The 23,681-nt window shown below is 74.7% G+C and carries 25 protein-coding genes and 1 other RNA gene; 14 read left to right on the top strand and 12 right to left on the bottom strand.

The features are described from left to right. Window positions 1–55 precede the first annotated feature (55 nt). Together ACFQ8C_RS10825 and ACFQ8C_RS10820 are read right to left on the bottom strand one after the other, a co-directional pair. On the bottom strand, window positions 56–187 hold the full coding sequence (locus tag ACFQ8C_RS10825; protein ID WP_383454626.1) for a hypothetical protein: 132 nt from the start codon (window positions 185–187) through the stop codon (window positions 56–58). A gap of 53 nt (window positions 188–240) precedes the next feature. After that, a complete protein-coding gene (locus tag ACFQ8C_RS10820) occupies window positions 241–1,386 on the bottom strand; it encodes a hypothetical protein (protein ID WP_383454624.1) in 1,146 nt (381 codons plus the stop codon). Window positions 1,387–1,627: 241 nt separating this feature from the next. On the opposite strand from ACFQ8C_RS10820, the gene ACFQ8C_RS10815 reads away from it, so the two are divergent. The 5 genes from ACFQ8C_RS10815 (at window position 1,628) to ACFQ8C_RS10795 (ending at window position 6,549) form a co-directional block, all read left to right on the top strand. Beyond that, the gene (locus tag ACFQ8C_RS10815; RefSeq protein WP_383454621.1) at window positions 1,628–2,665 is read left to right on the top strand and encodes an ABC transporter substrate-binding protein; all 1,038 of its coding nucleotides are present in this window, start codon (window positions 1,628–1,630) and stop codon (window positions 2,663–2,665) included. A 176-nt stretch (window positions 2,666–2,841) separates the two neighbouring features. After that, the gene (locus ACFQ8C_RS10810; protein ID WP_383454618.1) at window positions 2,842–3,660 is read left to right on the top strand and encodes a Nif3-like dinuclear metal center hexameric protein; all 819 of its coding nucleotides are present in this window, start codon (window positions 2,842–2,844) and stop codon (window positions 3,658–3,660) included. Continuing rightward, window positions 3,657–4,400, top strand: coding sequence for a zinc ribbon domain-containing protein (locus ACFQ8C_RS10805; RefSeq protein ID WP_383454636.1), 744 nt, complete (start codon window positions 3,657–3,659; stop codon window positions 4,398–4,400). Before ACFQ8C_RS10810 ends, ACFQ8C_RS10805 begins: the two co-directional genes overlap by 4 nt. Further along, entirely contained in the window at window positions 4,400–5,683 is a 1,284-nt protein-coding gene (locus ACFQ8C_RS10800) for a bifunctional RNase H/acid phosphatase (protein ID WP_383454615.1), read from the top strand. Before ACFQ8C_RS10805 ends, ACFQ8C_RS10800 begins: the two co-directional genes overlap by 1 nt. 62 nt (window positions 5,684–5,745) lie before the next feature. Beyond that, the gene (locus ACFQ8C_RS10795) at window positions 5,746–6,549 is read left to right on the top strand and encodes a GNAT family N-acetyltransferase (protein WP_383454613.1); all 804 of its coding nucleotides are present in this window, start codon (window positions 5,746–5,748) and stop codon (window positions 6,547–6,549) included. Here the strand turns inward: ACFQ8C_RS10795 and eda are convergent. Next, entirely contained in the window at window positions 6,533–7,183 is a 651-nt protein-coding gene (eda, locus tag ACFQ8C_RS10790) for a bifunctional 4-hydroxy-2-oxoglutarate aldolase/2-dehydro-3-deoxy-phosphogluconate aldolase (RefSeq protein ID WP_383454610.1), read from the bottom strand. The two genes, ACFQ8C_RS10795 and eda, sit on opposite strands and share 17 nt — an antisense overlap. Before the next feature lie 64 nt (window positions 7,184–7,247). Continuing rightward, entirely contained in the window at window positions 7,248–8,015 is a 768-nt protein-coding gene (gene yaaA, locus ACFQ8C_RS10785) for a peroxide stress protein YaaA (RefSeq protein WP_383454609.1), read from the bottom strand. A gap of 271 nt (window positions 8,016–8,286) precedes the next feature. On the opposite strand from yaaA, the gene ACFQ8C_RS10780 reads away from it, so the two are divergent. Next, window positions 8,287–9,735: an RNB domain-containing ribonuclease gene (locus ACFQ8C_RS10780; protein ID WP_383454606.1), complete on the top strand. Its 1,449-nt coding sequence runs from the start codon at window positions 8,287–8,289 to the stop codon at window positions 9,733–9,735. Here the strand turns inward: ACFQ8C_RS10780 and ACFQ8C_RS10775 are convergent. Continuing rightward, a complete protein-coding gene (locus ACFQ8C_RS10775) occupies window positions 9,680–10,570 on the bottom strand; it encodes a hypothetical protein (RefSeq protein ID WP_383454604.1) in 891 nt (296 codons plus the stop codon). The genes ACFQ8C_RS10780 and ACFQ8C_RS10775 overlap by 56 nt on opposite strands. Further along, window positions 10,530–11,360 (bottom strand): MerR family transcriptional regulator, encoded by an 831-nt coding sequence (locus tag ACFQ8C_RS10770; protein ID WP_383454601.1) that lies wholly within the window; start codon window positions 11,358–11,360, stop codon window positions 10,530–10,532. Before ACFQ8C_RS10770 ends, ACFQ8C_RS10775 begins: the two co-directional genes overlap by 41 nt. Window positions 11,361–11,448: 88 nt before the next feature. Here ACFQ8C_RS10770 and rnpB point away from each other — a divergent pair. Next, an RNA gene (gene rnpB / locus ACFQ8C_RS10765) (RNase P RNA component class A) lies at window positions 11,449–11,847 on the top strand. Window positions 11,848–11,901: 54 nt separating this feature from the next. Here the strand turns inward: rnpB and ACFQ8C_RS10760 are convergent. Then, window positions 11,902–12,336 carry a hypothetical protein gene (locus ACFQ8C_RS10760; RefSeq protein ID WP_383454599.1) on the bottom strand — a complete coding sequence of 145 codons (435 nt, stop codon included), beginning with the start codon at window positions 12,334–12,336 and terminating at the stop codon, window positions 11,902–11,904. Between the two features lie 150 nt (window positions 12,337–12,486). Here ACFQ8C_RS10760 and ACFQ8C_RS10755 point away from each other — a divergent pair, with 150 nt between their 5' ends. Continuing rightward, window positions 12,487–12,819, top strand: coding sequence for a nuclear transport factor 2 family protein (locus tag ACFQ8C_RS10755; protein WP_383454596.1), 333 nt, complete (start codon window positions 12,487–12,489; stop codon window positions 12,817–12,819). Between the two features lie 4 nt (window positions 12,820–12,823). On the opposite strand, the gene ACFQ8C_RS10750 is transcribed toward ACFQ8C_RS10755, so the two are convergent. Further along, a complete protein-coding gene (locus ACFQ8C_RS10750) occupies window positions 12,824–13,567 on the bottom strand; it encodes an SDR family oxidoreductase (RefSeq protein ID WP_383454634.1) in 744 nt (247 codons plus the stop codon). A gap of 167 nt (window positions 13,568–13,734) precedes the next feature. Between ACFQ8C_RS10750 and ACFQ8C_RS10745 the strand changes: the two genes are divergently transcribed. Next, window positions 13,735–15,378 carry an alkaline phosphatase D family protein gene (locus ACFQ8C_RS10745; protein WP_383454594.1) on the top strand — a complete coding sequence of 548 codons (1,644 nt, stop codon included), beginning with the start codon at window positions 13,735–13,737 and terminating at the stop codon, window positions 15,376–15,378. Here the strand turns inward: ACFQ8C_RS10745 and ACFQ8C_RS10740 are convergent. Then, window positions 15,365–16,366: a Gfo/Idh/MocA family protein gene (locus tag ACFQ8C_RS10740; RefSeq protein WP_383454591.1), complete on the bottom strand. Its 1,002-nt coding sequence runs from the start codon at window positions 16,364–16,366 to the stop codon at window positions 15,365–15,367. The two genes, ACFQ8C_RS10745 and ACFQ8C_RS10740, sit on opposite strands and share 14 nt — an antisense overlap. 78 nt (window positions 16,367–16,444) lie before the next feature. On the opposite strand from ACFQ8C_RS10740, the gene ACFQ8C_RS10735 reads away from it, so the two are divergent. Genes ACFQ8C_RS10735 through ACFQ8C_RS10725 form a run of 3 tightly spaced genes read left to right on the top strand, consistent with a single transcriptional unit; the run spans window position 16,445 to window position 19,243 of the window. Continuing rightward, entirely contained in the window at window positions 16,445–17,743 is a 1,299-nt protein-coding gene (locus ACFQ8C_RS10735) for a Bcr/CflA family multidrug efflux MFS transporter (protein ID WP_383454589.1), read from the top strand. Window positions 17,744–17,758: 15 nt separating this feature from the next. Then, entirely contained in the window at window positions 17,759–18,247 is a 489-nt protein-coding gene (locus ACFQ8C_RS10730; RefSeq protein WP_383454587.1) for a hemerythrin domain-containing protein, read from the top strand. A gap of 9 nt (window positions 18,248–18,256) precedes the next feature. Beyond that, window positions 18,257–19,243, top strand: coding sequence for a small ribosomal subunit Rsm22 family protein (locus ACFQ8C_RS10725; protein ID WP_383454585.1), 987 nt, complete (start codon window positions 18,257–18,259; stop codon window positions 19,241–19,243). Here the strand turns inward: ACFQ8C_RS10725 and ddaH are convergent. After that, entirely contained in the window at window positions 19,240–20,070 is an 831-nt protein-coding gene (gene ddaH, locus ACFQ8C_RS10720) for a dimethylargininase (protein ID WP_383454582.1), read from the bottom strand. The two genes, ACFQ8C_RS10725 and ddaH, sit on opposite strands and share 4 nt — an antisense overlap. Window positions 20,071–20,250: 180 nt before the next feature. On the opposite strand from ddaH, the gene ACFQ8C_RS10715 reads away from it, so the two are divergent. Then, entirely contained in the window at window positions 20,251–20,874 is a 624-nt protein-coding gene (locus tag ACFQ8C_RS10715) for a TetR/AcrR family transcriptional regulator (RefSeq protein ID WP_383454579.1), read from the top strand. 112 nt (window positions 20,875–20,986) lie between these two features. Then, window positions 20,987–21,763: a bifunctional DNA primase/polymerase gene (locus ACFQ8C_RS10710; RefSeq protein WP_383454577.1), complete on the top strand. Its 777-nt coding sequence runs from the start codon at window positions 20,987–20,989 to the stop codon at window positions 21,761–21,763. 34 nt (window positions 21,764–21,797) lie between these two features. On the opposite strand, the gene ACFQ8C_RS10705 is transcribed toward ACFQ8C_RS10710, so the two are convergent. Then, entirely contained in the window at window positions 21,798–22,820 is a 1,023-nt protein-coding gene (locus ACFQ8C_RS10705) for a hypothetical protein (RefSeq protein ID WP_383454574.1), read from the bottom strand. Beyond that, complete coding sequence (efeU, locus tag ACFQ8C_RS10700) at window positions 22,786–23,658, bottom strand: iron uptake transporter permease EfeU (RefSeq protein ID WP_383454572.1); 873 nt, start codon at window positions 23,656–23,658, stop codon at window positions 22,786–22,788. Before efeU ends, ACFQ8C_RS10705 begins: the two co-directional genes overlap by 35 nt. Window positions 23,659–23,681: the final 23 nt, after the last annotated feature.

Here is a 23,681-nt window from a genome sequence, read left to right as displayed (position 1 = left end):
CGCGCGCGGCGGGGTGCGGATCGCAACCCCCCCCCCCCCGCGCGCGGGGCGGCGCCTACTCCGCCTCGCGGCGGTGCCGGCCGTGCGGGGCGGAGGAGGGCTCCTCCGCCGGCGCGGCCGAGCCGCGGTGGCGTCCGGCCCCCGTGCCCTGCGCTTCCTCCACGGTCTGCGTGCTGTCGTCCGTCATGGTCGTACTCACCCCGTTGACTTGCCTGTGCGTGCGGTACTGCGGCGGTGAGTCTAACCAGCGGGTTTACGGTCCGTCAGGGGCGCCTGCTGGAGCGGAACCGGCCGGAACGCGCGCGGCCGCGCCTCCTCCGGCGAAGGGCCCGCTTCCGCTTCCGGCTCCTCCGGCACCGTGAGGCCGGCCAGCGCGCACGGCAGCTCCTCCGTCGAGCACGGCAGCCGCAGGACGCCCTCCGGCGACCACGCCCCGGCCCCCGCCACCCACCCGGGCGGTGCCGCCACCTGGTGCATCCGCCGCCCCGAGGGCCGCCACAGCCCCACCCAGCTGCCGCTCGCCGCGTCGATCCGCAGCGCCACCCCGCAGGTCTCCGGCATCAGCACCTGTCCGGGCTGGACCGCGAAGGGCGTCACCGCCGCGTCGTCCAGCCGCAGGCACTCCGGGAAGCGCACCGGCAGCATGCTCCCCAGCACCCCCCAGCCGAGCCGCTCGTGCCCCGGCGAGGGCGCGTCCGAACGGATCAGCAGCAGCCCGCTGTCCGGGTCCGCGAGCAGCAGCCGGTCGTCGCTCGCCTCGGTGATCTGGAGCAGCGGCGACACCTCGCCGCCCCGCTCCAGGTCCACCGCGACCGTCTTCACCGGCCCGTCGCCGAGCCGCCGGTCCAGGGCCAGCATCCGCCCCGTACGGTCGAGCCAGATGCCGCCCGCGCAGTGGCCCGGGATCTCCGCGACCCGCTCCGGGCCGAAGGCCCCGCCCGCCACCAGCCAGAGCGTGGTGGACTCCGGGCCGGTGTGACGCGCGTAGGCGCAGATGCCGTCCGGGGACGGCGGCAGCAGCTCCACCCGCCCGGGCCCGGGCGCCTCCACCGAGCCGAGCCGCAGCTCGCCGGTGCCGGGGCCGGTCGGGTAGAGCAGCGAGAAGGTGTGGCGCCGCCCGTCCACCCGGCGGCACACCAGGACCCGCCCGTCCGCGAGCGGCAGCAGCCGGGTGTCCCTCTCCTCCGGCTGGTCCAGCGGGAGCGGCACCGCGTACGGCTCCGGGCCGTCGAGGGTCCAGCGCTCCGCGTACAGGGCGTCCCCGGAACCCGCGAGCCGGGCCGCGTAGGCGCCGTTCGCCGTGATCGCGAAGCCCGCCGGGGGGTGGACGGCCGTCCCCTGGTGGTCGTCGTCCTCGGCCGTGGTCTCGATGGCACACGCTGTCATCGCCTCGTCACCTCCGGCCACGAAGCTAGTTTTCGCACTTCCAGCCGAACAACACGAGCCCCCGCACTTCACACATAAGGATGGCGGTGCGCCGGTTCGATTGAGCGGAGGGGGCCGATTGTGCTGACGGGGCCAGGGGTACGTAAGGTAAGGCGAACCTAAGCGGATCCTGTGACTCCGCTCGGGAACCCCCGTACCGCCGTCCCACCTCGACGTCCGCCATCGAAGAGGAGCCCTCCCGATGTCCTTCCGCCGCCGCGGCACCGCCGCCGTCGTCGCCCTCGCCGCCGCGCTCTCCCTCGCGGCCTGCGGAGGCGGCGACGACTCGTCCGACGCCGCCAAGAAGGAGGACGGGACGAAGAAGAAGGACGTCGCCGTCGGCGGCAAGGACTTCGGCGACGCCGCCGCCAAGACCGCCGCCCTGGGCACCGACGCCAAGCCCGGCCAGTTCCCCCGCACGCTCACCCACGCCATGGGCGAGAGCGAGCTCAAGGCCGCCCCGAAGCGGGTCGTCGTCCTCGACGTCGGCGAGCTCGACAACGTCGTCTCCCTCGGCGTCCAGCCCGTCGGCTACGCCCCCTCCGAGGGCGACGACGGCATCCCCGGCTACCTCGCCAAGGACGCCGGCAGCCCCACGTCGGTCGGCACCATCAACAACCTCAACCTGGAGGCCATCGCCAACCTCCAGCCCGACCTCATCCTCGGCAGCCAGCTGCGCGCCGCCGACAAGTACGACGAGCTGTCGAAGATCGCGCCGACCGTCTTCTCCATCCGCCCGGGCTTCACCTGGAAGGAGAACTACCTCCTCAACGCCGCCGCGCTCGACAAGACCGCGGAGGCGAAGGAGAAGCTCGCCGCGTACGAGGCCAAGGCCGAGCGGCTCGGCACCGACATCGGCGCGGACAAGCCGACCATCTCGATGGTCCGCTACCTCCCGGGCAAGATCCGCCTCTACGCGAAGGCGTCGTTCATCGGCACCATCCTGGAGGACGCCGGCCTGCCCCGTCCGAAGAACCAGCAGGTGGACGACCTCGCCGTCGAGGTCAGCCCGGAGAAGATCGACCAGGCCGACGCCGACTGGATCTTCACCGGCGTGTACGGCGACGCCAAGGCGACCAAGAAGGACGCCGCCCAGGGCAACCCGCTCTGGAAGAACCTCACGGCCGTCAAGGCCGGCCAGGCCAAGGACGTCCCGGACGAGACCTGGTACCTCGGCCTCGGCGTCACCGCGGCGAACAGCGTCCTCGACGACCTGCGCGCCGACCTGGTGAAGAAGTAGGGGACCGGCCCCCCGGACCGTCCCCGGACCGTCCCCGGACCGTCCCCGGACCGTCCCCGGACTGTTTGCGGGCCGGGACGACGGGCCGGGACGACGGGCGGGCCGGGACGGCGGGCGGGCCCGGACCACGGGCGGAGCCGGACGGCGGGGCACGGAGGGCAGGTAGCCTTTCCTCCGTGCCCCGTCTGTCTGAAGTCATCGCCGAGCTCGACGCCCTCTGGCCGCCCCAGCGGGCGGAGCAGTGGGACGCCGTCGGCACCGTCTGCGGCGACCCCGACGCCGGGGTGACCCGCGTCCTCTTCGCCGTCGACCCCGTCCAGGAGATCGCGGACGAGGCCGTCGCCCTCGGGGCCGACCTGATCGTCACCCACCACCCGCTCTATCTGCGCGGGACGACGACGGTCGCGGCCGGCCACTTCAAGGGCCGCGTCGTGCACACCCTGATCAAGCACGACATCGCCCTGCACGTCGCCCACACCAACGCCGACACCGCCGACCCCGGCGTCTCCGACGCCCTCGCCGGCGCCCTCGACCTGCGCGTCACCGGCCCGCTCGTCCCCGAGAACAACCTCGGCCGGATCTGCGAGCTCGACCACCCCGAGACCCTCGCCGAGTTCGCCGCGCGCGCCGCGAAGCGGCTGCCCGCGACCGCGCAGGGCGTCCGGGTCGCAGGCGACCCCGGCATGACCGTCCGCCGCGTCGCCGTCAGCGGCGGCTCCGGCGACAGCCTCTTCGACGCGGTGCGCGCCGCCGGGGTGGACGCCTTCCTCACCGCGGACCTCCGCCACCACCCCGTCTCCGAGGCCACCCAGCACTCCCCGCTGGGCCTCGTCGACGCCGCCCACTGGGCCACCGAATGGCCCTGGTGCGAGCTGGCCGCAGCCCAGCTCGACGAGATCTCCGACCGCCACGGCTGGGACCTCCGCGTCCACGTCTCGAAGACGGTCACCGACCCCTGGTCCTCCCACCACACTTCCTCTGGAGCCCCCAACTGAACGCCGCGCCCGCCGACCAGATCCGCCTCCTCGACGTCCAGGCCCTGGACGTCCGCCTCCAGCAGCTCGCCCACAAGCGCACGACGCTGCCCGAGCACGCGGAGATCGAGGCGCTGACCAAGGACCTCACCCAGCTGCGCGCCCTGCTCGTCGCCGCGCAGACCGAGGAGAGCGACTGCGCCCGCGAACAGACCAAGGCCGAGCAGGACGTCGACCAGGTCCGCCAGCGCGCCGCCCGCGACCAGCAGCGGCTCGACTCCGGCGCCGTCTCCTCCCCGAAGGACCTGGAGAGCCTCCAGCGCGAGATCACCTCGCTCGCCAAGCGCCAGGGCGACCTGGAGGAGATCGTCCTGGAGGTCATGGAGCGCCGCGAGTCCGCCCAGGAGCGCGTCACCGAGCTGACCGAGCGGGTCGAGGCCGTCCAGGCCAAGGTCGACGACGCCACCGGCCGCCGCGACACGGCCCAGGCCGGTCTCGACGAGGAGTCCACCACCGTCGCCAAGGAGCGCGAGGTCGTCGCCGGCACCGTCCCGGCCGACCTCCTCAAGCTCTACGACAAGCTCCGCGGGCAGCAGGGCGGCGTCGGCGCGGCCCGCCTCTACCAGCGCAAGTGCGAGGGCTGCCACATCGAGCTCAACATCACCGAGCTGAACGAGGTCCGCGCCGCCGCCAAGGACGCGGTCGTCCGCTGCGAGAACTGCCGCCGGATCCTGGTCCGCACGGCGGAGTCCGGCCTGTAATGCGCGAGCTCGTGGTCGAGGCGGACGGCGGCTCCCGGGGCAACCCGGGGCCCGCCGGCTACGGCGCCGTCGTCCTCGACCCGGCCACGGGCGAGACCCTCGCGGAGGCCGCCGAGTACATCGGCGTCGCGACCAACAACGTCGCCGAGTACAAGGGCCTCATCGCGGGACTCCGCGCCGCCCTGGACCTGGCGCCCGACGCCACCGTCCGGGTCAGGATGGACTCCAAGCTCGTCGTCGAGCAGATGTCCGGCCGCTGGAAGATCAAGCACCCCGACATGAAGCCGCTGGCGGCGGAGGCGGCCCGCGCCTTCCCGTCCGACCGGGTCTCCTACGAGTGGATCCCCCGGGAACGCAACAAGCACGCCGACCGCCTGGCCAACGAGGCGATGGACGCGGGCAAGCGCGGCGAGCAGTGGTCCCCCCGCGACACGGCCGCGGCCCGGGTCGCGGCGGTCCTGCCCCCCTCGGGCCCGCCCGGCGACGCGACGGCGGGCGCGGCCCGCGCCCGCGAGGCCCTGTCGGCCGCCGCGCCGGCCCAGGCGCCCGCCACACCCGCGCAGGCACCCGCGCAGGCGCCCGCCACGCCCGCGCAGGCACCCCTCCCCGCCCAGGCAGCCGCATCCGCGCCGGCCCAGGCGCCCGCGCCCGACATGGCCGCGCCCGCGACCTTCGTGCTGCTCCGGCACGGGGAGACCGCGCTCACCCCCGAGAAGCGGTTCTCGGGGAGCGGGGGCTCCGACCCCGAGCTCTCCGAGGCGGGCCACCGCCAGGCCGCCGCCGTCGCCGACGCGCTCGCCGCCCGCGGCACGATCCGGCACATCGTCAGCTCGCCGCTCACCCGCTGCCGCCAGACCGCCGAGACCGTCGCCGCCCGCCTGGGACTCGACGTCGTGATCGAACCGGGGCTCCGCGAGACCGACTTCGGCGCCTGGGAGGGCCTCACCTTCGCGGAGGTCCGCGCGCGGTACCCGGAGGACATGGACGCCTGGCTCGCCTCCCCGACCGCCGCCCCCACCGGCGGCGGCGAGAGCTTCGCCGCCGTGGCCCGCCGCGTCGCCTCCGCCCGCGACCGGCTCGCCGCCGCGCACGCGGGCCGCACGGTCCTCCTCGTCAGCCACGTCACGCCCATCAAGACCCTGGTCAGACTGGCCCTCGGCGCCCCGCCCCAGTCCCTGTTCAAGATGGAGCTGTCCGCCGCCTCGCTCTCCGCCGTCGCCTACTACGCCGACGGCAACGCCTCCGTGCGCCTCCTCAACGACACCTCGCACCTCCGCCGCTAGCGGCGGGCGCGCGCCGGACAATTCCCTGGCGCGGAGAGCCGTCCGCCCGTCACCATCCGGGTATGAGCTGGCACTTCACCCATGACCTCGGCGCGTTCACGGCCGCCGCCGGTGCGCACCTCGCCGCCGAACCGGCCCGCAACACGGCCGTGCTGACCATGATGGACGGAGCGGAGCTCCTCGGGTGGTGGGCCGGTCCGGACGGTGCCGTGACCGGTGTCCTCGCCGCGTCCCCGCCCGCCGTCCTCACCTTCGGCGTGGTGCCCGTGGAGGCGGCCGCCGCGCTGGTCCTGCCGGACGGCGCGGACCCGGCCACGCTGCGCGGGGAGACGGCGGCGGTGGAGGCGTACGCCGGTGCCACCGAGCTCCCCTGGGAGCCCGTGATGGGCATCCGGCTCTTCCGCCTCGGCGAGCTCACCCCGCGGGACCCGGCGCCGGCCGGGCGCTCCCGGCCCGCGAGCACGGCGGACCTGCCGCTGCTCCGCGACTGGACCGCCGACTTCGCCCGCGTCCACCGCTACGAGCCGCAGGACGACTACACGGACTTCCTCACCGAGCGGATCACCGAGGGCCGCCTCCACGTGTGGGAGGACCCCGACGGCCGCCCGGTGGCGATGGCCGCCGTCTCCCGCGCCATCGAGGGCCAGGCCCGCGTCCACCTCGTCTACACCTCGCCCGCCGAGCGCGGCCGTGGCTACGCCGCGGGCGTCACCACCACCGTCAGCCGGGTCGCCCTCGCCTCCGGTGCCGCGCAGGTGCTGCTCTTCACCGACCTCGCCAACCCCACCAGCAACGCCCTCTACCAGCGGCTCGGCTACCGCCCGGTGTCCGACCACCTCGGGGTGCGGTTCACGCCCCGGCCGTAGGGGTGCGCAGCGCCGCCGCCTCCCGCGCCAGGGCCTCCACGCGGTCCCAGTCGCGGGCGGCCAGCGCGTCCGGCGGCAGCATCCAGGTGCCCCCGACACAGGCCACGTTGGGCAGGGCGAGGTAGCCGGGCGCCGAGGCGGCCGAGACGCCGCCCGTCGGGCAGAACCGGGCCTGCGGCAGCGGTCCCGCGAGGGACTTCAGGTACGCCACGCCGCCCGCCGCCTCGGCCGGGAAGAACTTCAGCTCCGTGACGCCCTCCTCCAGGAGCGCGAGCACCTCGGAGGCGGTCGAGACGCCCGGCAGGAACGGCACGCCCGACTCCCGCAGCGCCCCGAGCAGCCGCCCCGAGCACCCCGGGCTCACCAGGAACCGGGCCCCGGCCCGTACCGCGTCCGCCGCGCCGGCCGCGGAGACCACCGTCCCCGCGCCGACGACCGCGTCCGGCACCTCGGCCGCGACCGCCCGGACCGCGTCGAGGGCGGCGGGGGTGCGCAGGGTGATCTCGATCAGCGGCAGCCCGCCGGCCACCAGGGCGCGCGCCAGCGGGACGGCGTCGGCGGCGTCCTCGACCACGACGACGGGGACGACGGGGGCGTGCGGGGCGAGCGCGAAGGGACCGGGGGTGCTGGACATGACCTCATCCTGACCGGCACCACCAGTACGCGCAACGAGCGTTGCGCGGTGCGCAACGGCAGGGTCAGTGGATCTCGTCGACCAGCACGTCCAGGGCCCCCGCCTTCGCGCCCGTCTCCACCACGTACCTGAGCCCCCGCAGCACCTCCACCAGCTCCCCGGGGGTGCCCGGGGCCGCGCCCGACTCCAGCAGGCCGCGGACGATCCGGCCCTTCGTCGCCTTGTTGAAGTGGCTGACCACCTTCCGGGTCGGCGCGTGCAGCACCCGTACCGTCGCGGTCCGCGCCGCCACCTCGCCCTTCGGCTTCCACGCCGTCGTGTACGCCGACGAGCGCAGGTCGAGGACCAGCCCGTCCCCGGCCGCCTCCGGCAGCACCGAGGCCATCGCGCCCCGCCAGTGCGTGCCCAGCGCGCCGAGCCCCGGCAGCTTCACCCCCATCGAGCAGCGGTACGACGGGATCCGGTCCGTCACCCGCACCGCGCCCCACAGCCCGGAGAAGACGAGGAGCGAGGCCCCGGCCCGCTCCCGGGCGGCCGCGTCCAGCGTGGCCAGGCCCAGCGCGTCGTACAGGACACCGGTGTAGATCTCCCCGGCCGGGCGGGCGCCCGCCGTGCGCAGCCCGACGTTCTTGGCGACCTCGCCGCGCAGCCCCTCGCTCAGGCCCAGCACCTCGCGCGCCTTCTCCTCGTCGGCGGCGCACAGCTCGACCAGCTCGTCCAGGACCGCCGCCCGCGCCTCCGCGAGCCCCGGCAGCGACAGCGACTCCGGCTTGAGCGGCGCCCCGTGTCCGGAGGACGCCTTGCCTTCGGAGGGCGGCAGCAGCACGAGCACGGTGGTTCTCCTTCGTCAGGACGGGAACGGGGATGCGGCCCCGGCATGCCAGCGTACGAGGTGCCGGCCACCGCCCCGCGCCGCGCCAGGCCACGGCCCCGCGCCCGCCACCGCCCACGACGCGCCGGGCGACCGCCCCACGACATGCCCGCCACCCCCCCACGACGCGCCGGGCGACCGCCCCACGACATGCCTGCCACCCCCCCCACGACGCGCCGGGCGACCGCCCCACGACATGCCGCTCCCCGCCCCCCGACCTACGCTCGGTTCCATGCCCCGCCGCCACATCCACGTGACCGGCGCAGCCGAGGCTCCGCTGCGGGCCGCCCTGCGCGCACTCCGTACCGAGCTCGCGGTGCCCGAGGCCTTCCCGCCCGCCGTGCTCGCCGAGGCCGAGGCCGCCGCGAAGAACCCGCGCCTCCCCGCGTACGACGCCACCGACCTGCCGTTCCTCACCATCGACCCGCCCACCTCCACCGACCTCGACCAGGCCATGCACCTGGCCCGGCGGGCCGACGGCGGCTACCGCGTCCACTACGCCATCGCCGACGTCGCCGCCTTCGTCGCCCCCGGTGGGGCGATCGACGCCGAGGCGCACCGGCGGGTCCTCACCCTCTACTTCCCCGACGGCAAGGTCCCCCTCCATCCGCCCGTCCTCTCCGAGGGCGCGGCCAGCCTGCTGCCCGGCGAGCCCCGGCCCGCCCTCCTCTGGCGGATCGACCTCGACGCGGAGGGCCGCCGGGTCGCCACCGACGTCCGCCGGGCCCTGGTCCGCAGCCGCGCCAAGCTCGACTACGCCACCGTCCAGCGGCAGATCGACTCCGGCACCGCCGAGGAACCCCTCGCCCTGCTCCGCGACATCGGCCGGCTCCGCGAGGAGCGCGAGATCGAGCGCGGCGGGATCTCCCTCGACGTGCCCGAACAGGAGATCGTCGAGGTCCCCGGCGACCACACCTACACGCTCGCCTACCGCGCCCCCGTCCCCGCCGAGGGCTGGAACGCGCAGATCTCCCTGCTCACCGGCATGGCCGCGGCCGACCTGATGACCGCCGCCGGCACCGGCATCCTGCGCACCCTGCCGGTCGCCCCCGACGGGGCCGTCGCCCGGCTGCGCCGCTCCGCCGAGGCGCTCGGCGTCGCCTGGCCGCACCACGTGCCGTACTCGGAGGTGGTGCGGAACGCCGACCCCACCGACCCGCGCCAGGCCGCCTTCCTCCAGGAGTGCACCACCCTGCTGCGCGGCGCCGGCTACACCGTCTTCACCGACGGCCGGCTGCCCGACCCGGCGGTGCACGCGGCCGTCGCCGACGAGTACACCCACTGCACGGCGCCGCTGCGCCGGCTCGTCGACCGGTACGCCTCCGAGCTGTGCGTGGCGGCGGTCGCCGGGAACGAGCCGCCGGAGTGGGTGCGGGCCGCGCTGCCCGGACTGCCCGACACCATGGCCGCCGGTTCGCGCCGGGCCAACACGGTGGAGCGGGAGAGCGTCGACATCGTGGAGGCGGCGCTGCTCGGCGGCCGGGTCGGGGAGCTCTTCGACGCGTACGTGATCGACGTCAAGGAGCGCGAGCCGTCCGTCGGCACCGTCCACCTCGACGACCCGGCGGTCGTCGCCCGGGTGGAGGGCGGCACCGCCCCGCTGCCGCTGGGGGAGTGGCTGCGGGTCAGGCTGTCGGAAGCGGATCCCGGCCGGGCGAAGGTGCTGTTCGCGCCCGCGTGACGGCGACGGCGTCGCGCACCGCCGCGTACAGCGCCCCGGGATCGTCGGCGTGCAGCCGGACGGTCGTGACCGGCCGGACCCCGCCGAGCAGCCCGACCACGTCGACCGGCTCGCTCAGCTCCAGGGTCACGGAGGTCTGCGAGCCGACGGCCAGGTTCAGCTCGCCGTCGGTCTTCTCGTGGGTGAAGCGGTTCTCGCGGCGGACGGCCGCGATCCGCTCCAGTGGCACGGACACGTCCACATGGGCGGCCTGCCGGGCCCGGAGCCGTCCCCCGCCGAGGACGTGCGGCCGGGTCGCGGAGGCCGCGTGCAGGCCGAGGACGAAGAGGACCGTGTAGACGTCGAGGACGAGGACGACGGCGTGGACCACCGGCAGGTCGGCCAGCAGCCACGACATGCCGGCGGTCTCGACGAGACAGACGAAGGCGAAGCCGTACATGAGGGCCGCCTGGTCCCGCGCGTGCGGGAACACGCCCTCCGCGCCCCCGGTCCCGTGCGGCCGCCGCGCCGCCCACCGCCAGAGGCTCGCCATCAGCCGCAGCTCGTGGCCGATCAGCCGCAGCACCCGTTCCGGTACGAGCTCCGCCAGCGCCTCCCGCCGCGAGAGCCCCCGCCGCCGCAGCCGCAGCCACACGACCGCCTCGGCGGCGAGCAGCGCGACCATCGCCAGCTCCGCGCCGAGCAGCGCGGCCCCGGGTATCCGCACCCCGCCGAGCAGCAGCGCGAAGAGCACCAGCTCGGCGGGGAGCGCGGCGTACGCCACCGCCCGCAGCAGCCGCAGCACCGGCCCCCGCTCACGCCGGCCCATGCCCGTCACCCCCCTCGCCTCCGTCACTTCCCTCGCCTCCGTCACTCTCGCCACTTCCGTCACCTCCGTCACCTCCGTCGGAACGTTCGGACACCAGCGCAAGGGCCCTCCGCAGGGCGGCGGACTGGGCCGGTGCCAGGTCGGCGAAGAAGACGTCGGCGAGCCCGCCCGACCCCTCCGCCGGCAGCTCGAAGCGGCCCATCCCGTCCGGCAGCACCCCGGCGAGCGCCCGCGCGGCCTCCTCGACCCGGGGATCGTCCGTCCCGGCGTCGGCGAGCGCGTCGAGGAGCCCGTACACCTGCCCCGCGTTCCCGGAGACCCGGTGCATCAGCTCCATCAGCCGCGCCCGCTCCTCCGCCGGCACGATCGTGTCGAGCAGGGCGAGGATCTCCCGGTCCTTCACGGCCATCGGAGAGTCCGGCAGCTCGCCGACCCCGGCGAGCAGCGCGGCCAGCTCCGGCGACACCGGCCCCTCGGCGGTGAGCCGACCGGCCCGCGCCTCGCCGAGCAGCCCGGCGAGCCGGGCCCGCCGCTCCCGGATGACGGTCTCCTGCCGGGCGAGGTCGGCGTCGAGCTCCTCCAGGACCTCCACGACCTCCCGCCCCGCGTCGTCGGCGAGCACGTCGCGGACCTCGTCCAGCCCGAGTCCCAGCTCGGTCAGCCGCCGCACACGGGCGAGCAGCACGGCGTCCCGGATGCCGTACTCCCGGTAGCCGTTGGCCAGCCGCGCGGGCTCGGGCAGCAGTCCCAGATGGTGGTAGTGCCGCACCGCGCGGGGCGTGACCCCGACGAGCGCGGCGATCTCGCCGATGCGCATGCCCTCAGTAGAAACCCTGACGCTACGACAAGGTCAAGCGCCGTCCATCCGGTGCCGCTCCGCCGGGTAGCATGGTCGGCACGGCAGACGAGCCGGGCGGGCGGCCGCGTGGAGATCCCCGGATCTCCCCGAGGAACGTCCGGGCTCCACAGAGCAGGGTGGTGGCTAACGGCCACCCGGGGTGACCCGCGGGACAGTGCCACAGAGAACAGACCGCCGGGGGCCTCGGTCCACGGTAAGGGTGAAACGGTGGTGTAAGAGACCACCAGCGCCTGAGGTGACTCAGGCGGCTAGGTAAACCCCACCCGGAGCAAGGTCAAGAGGGGACACCCCGGTGTCCCTGCGCGAATGATCGAGGGCTGCTCGCCCGAGTTCGCGGGTAGACCGCACGAGGCCGGCGGCAACGCCGGCCCTAGATGGATGGCCGTCACCCCGACGACCGCGAGGTCCCGGGGTACAGAACCCGGCGTACAGCCCGACTCGTCTGCCCCTCAGGGCCCCCCACCGGGGGCCCTTTCGCATGCGGGGGCTCCTCGGCTCCTCAGACCAGGACCTCCACCGTCCAGTGGGGTTCGCGGTCGTCGGTGCGGACGACGACCGGTTTCGGGGCGAGGGAGCGGTCCTCGAAGAGGTCGCGGCCGAGAGCGAGGCCGTTCTGGGTGATGACGTAGGTGCCGGTGCCGAGGTCGGCGAGGTTCGTGACGGTGGTGACGCCGGCGGGGGTGACCCGCTGGAGGCGCCAGACCGAGGCGGGGGAGTCGTCCGGGCGGACCAGGGCGGGGGAGCGCTCGGTGCCGGGGGCGGTGACACGGTCCTCGGTGCCCTTGACGGTGAGGCGGAAGCCGTCGTCGGCCGTGCCGACCGCCCACTCGGCGGTGCGGTGTTCGTCGACCAGGAAGCCGACCAGCCTCCCGTCGTGGACCCCGACCGGGGCCCCCTTCGCGTACAGCCTGACGATCCGGTCGTGCTCCGACATCGCTCCTCCAGCGGGGACGTGGGGCTTGGTCCTCCCGATACTGCCCGGGGTGCCCGCCCGGTCGCCGGAGGCTGTCGCGGGGCTCGCCCGACTGGCCCATCCCCGGCGCCGGAGCGGGGCGCGAGGCCGTCCGGCGGGTACGGCTGGGGCATGACGCTTCCCGTGGACCGGCTCCGTGAGCCCGCCGTGCGCGCCTTCGTCGCCGCGCTGAACGCCCATGACCGCGAGGCCTTCGCCGCCGCCCTGACACCCGGGGCGACCATGTCCGACGACGGGACCGAGCGGGACCTGGGGCAGTGGACCGAGCGGGAGGTGTTCTCCTCGAACGGGCGGATGGCGGTGGAGAGCGAGGACGAGGGCGGGCTCGCCCTCGTCGCCACCTACAGCAACGACACGTGGGGGGCCATGCGGACCGCCTGGCGGTTCACCGTCGAGGACGGGAAGGTGGCGCGGTTCGAGACCGGGCAGGCCCCCGTGGAGTGAGCCGTCAGCCCCGGCCGACGTACGGCATGGCCGTGGCCATCACCGTCGCGAACTGCACGTTCGCCTCCAGCGGCAGCGCCGCCATGTGGACGACGGTCGCCGCCACGTCCGCCGCGTCCATCACCGGCTCCGCCGCGAGCTCGCCGTTGGCCTGGAGGATGCCGGTCTGCATGCGGGCCGTCATCTCCGTGGCCGCGTTGCCGATGTCGATCTGACCGCAGGCGATCCGGTAGGGGCGGCCGTCCAGCGACAGGGACTTCGTCAGGCCCGTCATCGCGTGCTTCGTCGCCGTGTACGCGATCGAGTGCGGGCGCGGCACATGGGCGGAGATCGACCCGTTGTTGATGATGCGCCCGCCCTGCGGGGACTGCTCCTTCATGGCCCGGAAGGCGGCCTGGGCGCAGAGGAAGGCGCCCGTGAGGTTGACGTCGACGACCGCGCGCCAGGTGTCGTAGGACAGCTCCTCGACCGGGGTGCCGCCGCCCGCGAAGGTACCGGCGTTGTTGAAGAGCAGGTCGACGCGGCCGAAGCGGTCCCGTACCGCGTCGAAGAGGGCCGCCACCGCCTCCGGTGACGTCACGTCCGTCGGGACGCGGAGGGTGCGGGCGTCCGGCAGGCCCTCGGCCGTCTCCTCCAGGGGCGCGAGCCGCCGGCCCGCGAGCGCCACCGACCAGCCCGCCTCCGCGAGGGCCCGGGCCACGCTCCGTCCGATGCCCGAACCCGCTCCCGTCACCACTGCGACGCCCATGCCGAACCAGCCTTCCAGCCTCGTGTCGCCCCCGGCCGGGCAGCGTACGCCAGACGCGTGCCCCATGAACTCATCCGTCCGACACGTGGATGACCTGTCCCCGACAATGCGATGTCGCCCCGGCCCCCTCGAATACCGACGGACACCAACCGTCAGGGGAGGGGCACATGACACCCGCACCGAGCCACACCTCAGCCCACGACGAGGAACTCCGCGCCGCCGCACGCCACTTCGGCCGCCGACGCTTCCTCACCGTGACCGGCGCCGCCGCCGCGCTCGCCTTCGCCACCCAGCTGCCCGCCGCGGGCGCGGCCGCCGCCGCGGAACTCGACGGCCGCCGCATCACCGAGGACCCGTTCACCCTCGGCGTCGCCTCCGGCGACCCCCTGCCCGGCTCCGTCCTCCTGTGGACCCGGCTCGCGCCCCGCCCCTTCGAGCCCGGCGGCGGGCTGCCCGCCGAGCGGGTGTCCGTCCACTGGGAGCTCGCCCGCGACGAGCGCTTCACCCGGACCGTGCGGCGCGGACGCGCCACCGCCCACCCGGAGTTCAGCCACACCGTGCACGTCGAGGCCGAACACCTGGAGCCGGGACGGGAGTTCTTCTACCGGTTCAGGGCGGGCGACTGGGTCAGCCCGGTCGGACGCACCCGGACCGCGCCCGCGCCCTGGGCCCGGCCGGCCGGGCTGCGGCTCGGCGCCGTCTCCTGCCAGGCCTACCACGACGGGTACTTCACGGCCTACCGGCACCTCGCCGACGAGGACCTCGACGTCGTCTTCCACCTCGGCGACTACCTCTACGAGTACGCCGTGAACGCCACCGGCGGCGCCCGCGCCTACACCGACCGCACCCTCCCCGCCGTCTTCGCCCGCGAGACGGTCACCCTGGAGGACTACCGGCTCCGCTACGGCCTCTACAAGAGCGACCCGGACCTCAGGGCCGCGCACGCCGCCCACCCCTTCGTCGTCACCTGGGACGACCACGAGACCGAGAACAACTACGCGGGCGGCATCCCCGAGAACGGCGTCCCGCCGGAGGAGTTCCTGCTCCGCCGGGCGGCCGCCTACCGCGCCTACTGGGAGCACCAGCCGCTGCGCGCGCCCCAGCGCCCCGAGGGTCCGGACATGCGGCTCCACCGGCGGCTGCGCTTCGGCCGGCTCGCCCAGTTCGACGTCCTCGACACCCGCCAGTACCGCTCCGACCAGGCGTACGGCGACGGCTGGCAGGTCCCGGGACCGCTCTCCGAGGACCCGGCCCGCACCATGACCGGCGCCGCCCAGGAGCGCTGGCTGCTCGACGGCTGGCGGCGCTCCGACGCCCGCTGGAACGTCCTGCCCCAGCAGGTCGTGTTCGCCGAGCGCCGGGACCGCCCCACCGCCGACTTCAAGCTCTCCATGGACTCCTGGGACGGTTACCCGGCCTCGCGGCGGCGGATCCTCGCGGGCGCCGAGTCCGCCGGGGTGGAGAACCTGATGGTGCTCACCGGTGACGTGCACGTCGGCTACGGCTTCGACCTCAAGGCCGACTTCCGCGACCCGTCCTCCCGCACCGTCGGCACCGAGATCGTCGCCACCTCGATCGCCAGCGGCAAGGACGGCGCCGACCGCCCGTCGAACCACGACAAGCTCATGGCGGCCAACCCGCACCTGAGGTTCTTCAACGGGCGGCGGGGCTACGTCACCGTGGCGCTCGGCGAGGAGAGCGCCCGCGCCGACTTCCGTACGGTCCCGTACGTGACGACGCCGGGCGCCCCGGTCACCACCGCCGGCTCCTTCGTGACGGAGGCGGGCAACCCGGGTCTCACCCCCGCGTGAGCGGCGCCTCCTGCGGGTAGCGGACGCCGACGCGGTCCCGTACGGCGTCGAGCGTCCGCATCACCGCGAGGGTGCCGTCCAGCGGCACGAGCGGCGACTCGGTCTCCCCGGCCCGCAGGCAGCGCATCACCTCGGCGGCCTCGTGGCGCATCGAGTGCGGGTCGTCGGTGTGGGTGAACTCCTCCGGCTCGGCGCCCTCCCGGTACAGCGTGAACCGCTCCGGGAAGAAGAAGCCGCGCGGCACCTCGATGCGGCCCTTCGTGCCGGTCACCGAGGCGGTCAGCGGGGTGTCCGCCTCCAGCGAGCAGGACAGCAGCGCCGAGGCGCCCGACTCCCAGCCCAGCAGCATGCCCGTGTTCAGGTCGACGCCCTCGGGGGAGATCCGCGCGTGCGCCTGCACCGAGTCCGGCTCGCCGAGCAGCAGCTGGGCGAAGGAGACCGGGTAGACGCCGAGGTCGAGCAGGGCCCCGCCGCCGACGGCGGGGTCCCGCAGCCGGTGGTCGGGGGCGAAGGGGCCCGCGAGCCCGAAGTCGGCCTGGACGGTCCGCACGTCTCCGACGGCGCCGTCCCGGACCAGCGCGGCGAGTCGCCCGACGAGCGGGTTGCAGTACATCCACATGGCCTCCATGAGGAAGAGGCCGCGGTCCCGGGCGAGGGCGACCAGCTCCTCCGCCTCCCGGGCGTTCAGCGTGAAGGCCTTCTCGCAGAGGACCGGCTTCCCCGCCTCCAGGGCGCGGCCGGCCGCCTCCCGGTGGGCGTGGTGCGGGGTCGCCACGTACACCACGTCCACGTCGGGATCGGCGAAGAGCCCGTCCCAGTCGCCGTACGCCCGCTCGATCCCGAACCGGTCCGCGAAGCCCCGCGCCGAGGCCTCCGTGCGGGACGCCACCGCCACCACCTCGGCGCCGTCGAGTCCCGCCAGGTCCGTCGCGAACCGCTCGGCTATCCCGCCGGTCGCGAGAATGCCCCACCGTACGCCGTCGCTCATGCCGTTCCACCCCACAGGTATCGACCAGTCCGATCGAGCTGAGAGCATAGGCAAGGTTTCAACGAAACGGAGCAGTCGATGCCGGAGAGCGGCCAGAAAACAACACAAGGACACATAGCCGGACGGTCGCCGGCCGTTCCCGTCCCCGCCCCGGCCCCCGCGGCCCGCCGGGCCGGACTGCTCGTCACCCTCGTCCTCGGCGGCCTCACCGCGCTTCCGCCGCTGTCCATGGACATGTACCTGCCGGCCCTGCCGGAGGTCACCCGCTCGCTGACCGCGCCCGCCGCCACCGTCCAGCTCACCCTCACCGCCTGCCTCGCCGGCATGGCCCTCGGCCAGCTCGTCGTCGGCCCCATGAGCGACAAGTGGGGCCGCCGGCGGCCCCTGCTCGTCGGCATGGTCGTCTACGTCCTCGCCACCGCCGTCTGCGCCTTCGCGCCCAGCGCCGAACTCCTCATCGCCTTCCGGCTCCTCCAGGGCCTCGCCGGCGCGGCCGGCATCGTCATCGCCCGGGCCGTCGTCCGCGACCTCTACGACGGCGTCGAGATGGCCCGCTTCTTCTCCACCCTGATGCTGATCTCCGGCGTCGCGCCGATCATCGCGCCGCTCGTCGGCGGACAGATCCTCCGGATCACCGACTGGCGGGGCGTCTTCCACGTCCTCGCCGTCATCGGCGTCCTCCTCACCCTCGTCGTCTGGCGCTTCCTCCACGAGACGCTGCCCCCCGAACGACGCCAGGAGGGCGGCGTCGGCCAGGCCCTGAGCACCATGCGCGGGCTGCTCGCCGACCGCGTCTTCACCGGCTACATGCTGGCGGGAGGCCTGGCCTTCGCGGCCCTCTTCGCCTACATCTCGGCGTCCCCGTTCGTCGTCCAGGAGATCTACGGCGCCTCCCCGCAGACCTTCAGCCTCCTCTTCGGGCTCAACTCCATCGGGCTCGTCGCCGTCGGCCAGGTCAACGGCAAGCTCCTCGTCGGCCGGGTCAGCCTCGACAAGGCGCTCGGCTGGGGCCTCTCCGTCATCCTGCTCGCCTCGGCGGCGCTGCTCCTGATGACGACCGGGGTCTTCGGCGACGTCGGCCTGGTCCCGATCGCGGCCGGTCTCTTCGTCCTCATGTCGGCGATGGGCCTGGCGATGCCGAACACCAACGCCCAGGCGCTGATGCGGACCCCGCACGCGGCGGGCTCCGCCTCCGCGCTGCTCGGCACCTCCTCCTTCCTCGTCGGCGCGATCGCCTCGCCGCTCGTCGGCATCGCGGGGGAGCGGACCGCCGTCCCCATGGCCGTCGTCCAGCTCTGCTGCGCGGCCGGCGCGCTCGCCTGCTTCCTGCTGCTGTGCCGCCCCTGGCGCGTCGGCCGGGAGCCGGCGGCCGGCTGATGTGACGATCCGGGGATGTGCCACTACTGCGGTTGCCGCGACATCCCCCTGATCAAGGAGTTCATCGCCGAGCACGAGGCCGTCACCGACCTCGGCGGCGACGCGGTCCGCGCGCTCGACGCCGGCGACCGGGCGCGGGCGGCGCTGCTCGCCGCCGAGATGGCGGTGCTGCTGCGCGGCCACTGGGCGGGGGAGGAGGCCGGCCTCTTCCGGGTCATGGCCGAGAACGACGAGTACGCGGGGTACGTGGCGGCCCTCGTCGCCGAGCACCGCGAACTCGACGCGTTCCTGACCGGTCTCGACCTGGACGACCCCGCGCAGCGGGCGGCCTTCGTCCGCGCCGTCGACGAGCTCCACGACCACATCGCCAAGGAGGAGGACGGTCTCTTCCCCGCCTCCCTCACGGAGCTCACCGGCCCCCAGTGGAACGAGGCGATGGCCGCGTGGAGCGGGGTCCACGGCCGCCCCGTCGCCCGGGCCGGAGCGGACGGCGGGGCGGCCTAGAATAGGTCGGTGAATTTCTCCGCCGCCTCCGCCGAATCCCTGCGCACAGCCCTCGCCGGGCTGCTGGACGGGCTGCCGCCCTCGCAGGCCACGAAGGCCGTGGAGCGTCTGATCGCGCACTACCGGGGGGCCACCCCGACGGACGCGCCCGTGCTGCGGGACCGGTCGGACGTGGCCGCGTACGCCGCCTACCGGATGCCCGCGACCTTCGAGGCCGCCCGGGGAGCCCTGGACGCGCTGCGGGCCGCCGCGCCGGAGTGGGTGCCCGGCACCCACACGGACGTCGGCGGCGGGACGGGCGCCGCGAGCTGGGCCGTCGCCGAGGCGTGGGACGGGAACCCGCCGCGCACCACCGTCCTCGACTGGGCCGAGCCCGCGCTCGCGCTCGGCCGGGAGCTGGCCGCCGGAGCCCTGGACGCCGAGTGGCGGCGGGAGCGGATCGGGACCGCGCTGCGGCTCGACGAGACCGACCTGGTCACCGTCTCGTACGTGCTCAAGGAGCTGACCGAGGGCGACCGGACCGCGCTCGTCACCGAGGCGGCCCGGGCCGCGCGCGGCGCCGTCGTCATCGTCGAGCCGGGCACCCCGGACGGCTACGAGCGGATCATCGCCGCCCGGTCCGTCCTGGTCGACGCCGGCTTCACCGTCGCCGCGCCCTGCCCGCACAGCGACGCCTGCCCGATCGAGCCGGGCACCGACTGGTGCCACTTCTCGGCGCGGGTCAGCCGCTCCTCGCTGCACCGGCGGGTGAAGGGCGGCACGCTGCCGTACGAGGACGAGAAGTACGCGTACGTCGCCGCCACCAGGTTCCCCGTGAGCCCGGCGCCCGCCCGGGTCACCCGCAGGCCGCAGATCCGCAAGGGGCTCGTCCTGCTGGAGCTCTGCGCCCCCGGGGGGCTCGACCGGGCGACCGTCACCAAGCGCCACGGGCCCCTCTACAAGCAGGCCCGCGACGCCGAGTGGGGCGACTCCTGGCCCCCGGCCGAGGAAGGCTAGGGCCGCAGCTCCTGGGTGCAGCACTTCACGCTGCCGCCGCCCTTGAGGAGTTCGCCCAGGTCCATGCCGAGGGGATGGAAGCCCCGGGCGCGCAGCGGGTCGAAGAGGCCGGTCGCGGTCTGCGGGAGCAGCACGTGCCGGCCGTCGCTGACCGCGTTGAGCCCGAGCGCCGCCGCGTCCTCCGCGGTCGCCTTCAGGGCGTCCGGGAAGAGCCGGGCGAGGACGGCGCGGCTGCCGGGGGAGAAGGCCTCGGGGAAGTACATGACCTCGTCGGCCGCCTCGTCGAGGACGCAGAGCGCCGTGTCCAGGTGGTAGTAGCGCGGGTCCACCAGCTCCAGGCCGATCACCGGCCGGCCGAAGAACTCCTGGGCCTCGCCGTGGGAGAGCGGGCTGGAGCGGAAGCCGGTGCCCGCCAGGATCCAGGAGGCGGTGACGGCGAAGTCGCCCTCGCCCTCGTTGACGTGCTCCGGGACCCACAGGTCCTCCTCGGCCCAGCCGTTGCGGCGGAACCAGGCGAGGTGCGCGTCGGCCTCGGCGGTGCGCTCGGGGTGGGCGAAGCGGGCGCCGAGCACCCGTCCGCCGACGACGGTCGCGCCGTTCGCCGCGAAGACCATGTCCGGCAGCGTCCGGTCGGGGTCGAGGAGTTCGACGGTGTGCCCGAGGGAGAGGTAGCGGTCCCGGAGGTCCTCCCACTGGGCGAGGGCGAGCGGAAGGTCGACGGGTTTCGTCGGGTCCATCCACGGGTTGATGGAGTACGTCACCGTGAAGTGCGCGGGTGGGCACATCAGGTAGCGGCGGGGCGAGGACTCGCGCGGAGTGGAGCGCAATCGGGCCTCCTCACGGACGGTCGGCCCGCAGGGCGGGCCGTGGATCGGTGGAGCCATGGTCCGCTCTCGGGGCCCCGCGCGCAGTGGACCGTTCGGGTGGTTCGTCCTCCGCACACCCGATCGACATCCGGACGCCGCCCGACGAGACGCGCCGTCTCGCCCGATGGTAGGTTCGGCGCCATGTCCGAGCCCAAGGCGCCCGACGCCTCCCGCCGCAGCGAACGCTCCCGCCGCGCCATCTTCGACGCCGCCCTCGCCCTCGTCACCGAGGCCGGGTACGCGAGGACCACCGTCGAGGGCATCGCCGCCCGCGCCGGCGTCGGCAAGCAGACCATCTACCGCTGGTGGCCCTCCAAGGCGGCCGTCCTCCTCGACGCCTTCCTCGACCTCGCCGCCCGCGCCGCCGAGGAGGCGGGCGCGACCGAGGGCCGCACCGAGCTGCCCGACACCGGGGACCTCGCCGCCGACCTCCGGCTCGTCCTGCGCGCCACCGTCGACGAACTCAACAACCCCCGCTACGACGCCCCCACCCGGGCCCTCGCCGCCGAGGGCTCCACCGACCCCGAGCTCGGGGCCCGCCTCACCGCCGCCCTCCTCGAACCCCAGCTCCTGGTCTTCGCCCGGCGCATCGAGGCCGCCCAGGCCGCCGGCCAGGCCGACCCGGCCGTCGACCCCCGGCTCGCCACCGAACTCCTCGTCGGCCCGCTCCACCACCGCTGGCTGCACCGCACCGGGCCCCTCACCCACGCCTACGCCGACGCCCTCGTCGACCACGCCCTGCGCGGCCTCACGCCCCGGCCGTGACGAGCGTGAGCGTCGTCACCGGCCCCGGGTTCCCCACTCCGGTCACCCGGGGAGCAGGATGGTGGGACCATGGGCAGAGCCGAACGGGCGAGCATGAGGTGTGAGGGGATAGATGGGCGACGGCATCGGCCGCTACCGCGGCACGGAGAGCAGACTCGCACAGTGGCTGCGCAGGCGCCCGAAACGCACCGCGGCCGACGACGCGGACGACCGCGAGACGCTGCTCCTGGCCATCGCCGCCGCAGGCCTGCCCCTGGCCCCCGCCGCGTACCCCGTCGGCTACAGCTGTTCCTGTGAGCGGATCGGCTGTCCGACCCCCGCCCGCCACCCGGTCTCCTTCGCCTGGCAGACCCAGTCGACCACCGACCGCGCGCAGATCGAGCGCTGGGTACGGAACGAGCCCGCGGCGAACTTCGTCACCGCCACCGGCATGGTCCACGACGTCCTCGACGTGCCGCTGTCCGCGGGCCGAGCCGCCCTCGACCGGCTCCTCGCCCAGGGCGTCGAGGTCGGACCGGTCGCCGAGTCCCCCGACAGCACCGGCGACGGCGGCCGGATGCTCTTCTTCACCGCCACCCGGGGCACCCCCGAGGACGAGGACGAGTGGTGGCCCTGTGAGCTCGACTGCCACCCCGAGACCATGGACGAGCACCCGGGCCTGCGCTGGCACTGCCGCGGCAGCTACGTCCTCGTCCCGCCCGCCCGGCTCCCCGGCGACGAGAGCGACCACCCGGTCGTCGGCTGGGTCCGCGGCCCCGAGCACGCGCTGCCCGACCCGCTGAACCTCCTGGAGACCCTCACCGACGCCTGCGCCCGGCACGCCGCCGAGCGCGCGGCCGACGGCGAGGAGCCCCACGCCCACGGCGTCGCCTGGCCCCTCACCCGCTGACCTCCGGCGGACCCCGCGCCCGCGGGGCGCGGGGTCACGAGCCCTCGACCGAGACCACGCCCTGGAGGCGGCCCGCGAAGGTCACCGCGTCCTTCTCCGCGCCCGCGGGCTTCACCAGGACGACCTGGCTCGACACCCACTCCTTGGTCACCGTGTTCACGACCTCGCCCTTCATCAGGGCCTTCAGCTCCGGACCCACCTTCGGGCGGTAGCCCTTCGCGGTGGTCTGCCGCTCGAAGTGGCGGCTGGCGAAGAAGACCAGCGCCCCGCCGTCCTTCGTCGCCAGCGCCAGCGGGGCGAAGTCGCCCGAGTCGGCGGCGTGGTCGATCCACTGGGTCGCCAGGCCCGGCCGCCGGGCCGTGCGGGCCCGCCGCTCACGCCACTCGCTGGTGTGGGTGCCGGCCGCGAAGGGACTCGTACCGCCGTCCTTGAGGTAGGCGGCGTACCGCTCGCTCAGCACGCCGGGGGCGACCGCCGGGGCGTCCGAGGTGGCGGCGACCGCCACCTCGTCGCCCTGCTCCTCGGCGAACGCGGGCACCTCGTCCCGGCCCAGGATCACCAGATGGGCGGCCTTCCACGACTGCTCGGGGCCGTTCTTGACGAAGGCCACCAGCCAGCGGTTGTCCGCCTGCGCCGTGCCGTCGTCGCGGTTGGCGTCGGTGTCCGCGACGAACCAGCGCGGCCAGCCCGCCTTCCTGGGGACCAGGAAGCGGGCGTCGCGCAGCTCCAGCGGCTTGTGTCCCGGATTGCCCCCCGGGTGGGTCACCGACTTCGACTTCAGGCCGGCCTGGTTGATCGCGCCCAGCGGGCCGGTCACCCGGCCCGCGTCGAGCGCCGGGTCGTTGGCCTTGTCGGCCCGGTTGAACGCCGTGACGAAACCGGCCAGCGCCGCCGAGGTCTCCTCGGGCGTCGCCCCCGGCACGACCGCGGTCTCGCCGTGGACGGTCACACAGCCGCTCGCCGTCAGCGCCACGACGGTCGCCGAGGCGACGGCCGCCAGGGTCCCGCCGTACCGCCGTCCCTCAGACCGCCGGGTCTGCCGCTCCAGCCTTCTCATCGGTCGCCTTCTGCTTCTCCACGCGCACGGACGGACCCGACCCTATCGGGGCGAGGAAGAGCGCGAGCGTCGGGATCAGATACAGCGCCCACACCGTGACCTGAAGGACCGTCGGGTCGGGCTGGAAGTTGAGGACGCCCTTGAGGAGCGTGCCGTACCAGCTGTCCGGCGGGATCGTCGCCGAGATGTCGAAGGCCTTGTCGGCGAGGCCGCCGAGGAAGCGGGCCTCCTGGAGGTCGTGGACCCCGTACGCGAGGACGCCCGCCGCCACCACGACCAGCATGCCGCCGGTCCAGGTGAAGAACTTCGCCAGATCGATCCGGATCGCGCCCCGGTAGAAGAGCCAGCCGAGCAGCACCGCCGTCAGCAGTCCCAGCACCACGCCCGCCAGCGGCGCGTGGCTGCCGTCGGAGGAGGCGCGGACCGACGCCCACACGAACAGCGCCGTCTCCAGGCCCTCCCGGCCCACGGCCAGGAAGGCGGTGGCGACGAGTGCCCCGGTGCCCATCGCCAGGGCCGCGTCCAGCTTGCCGTGCAGCTCCGCCCTGAGGTGCCGGGCGGTCTTCTTCATCCAGAAGACCATCCACGTCACCAGGACCACGGCGAGGATCGACAGCGAGCCGCCGAGCAGCTCCTGCGCCTCGAAGGTCAGCTCCTGGGAGCCGAACTCCAGGCCGGCGCCGAAGGCGAGCGCGATGGCCACCGCCACGCCGATGCCGGTCCAGATCGGCTTCAGGGCGTCCCTGCGGCCGGTCTTGACCAGGTAGGCGATGAGGATGCAGACGACGAGGCTGGCCTCCAGGCCCTCGCGGAGGCCGATCAGGTAGTTGCCGAACACGGCGGACTCCTTCGAAGAATGAC

Source organism: Streptomyces sp. NPDC056503 (assembly GCF_042794995.1).
In the GTDB taxonomy this organism is placed as follows: domain Bacteria; phylum Actinomycetota; class Actinomycetes; order Streptomycetales; family Streptomycetaceae; genus Streptomyces.
Note: the sequence above shows the minus strand (reverse complement) of the source record. Positions and strands in the feature narration are given on the sequence as shown.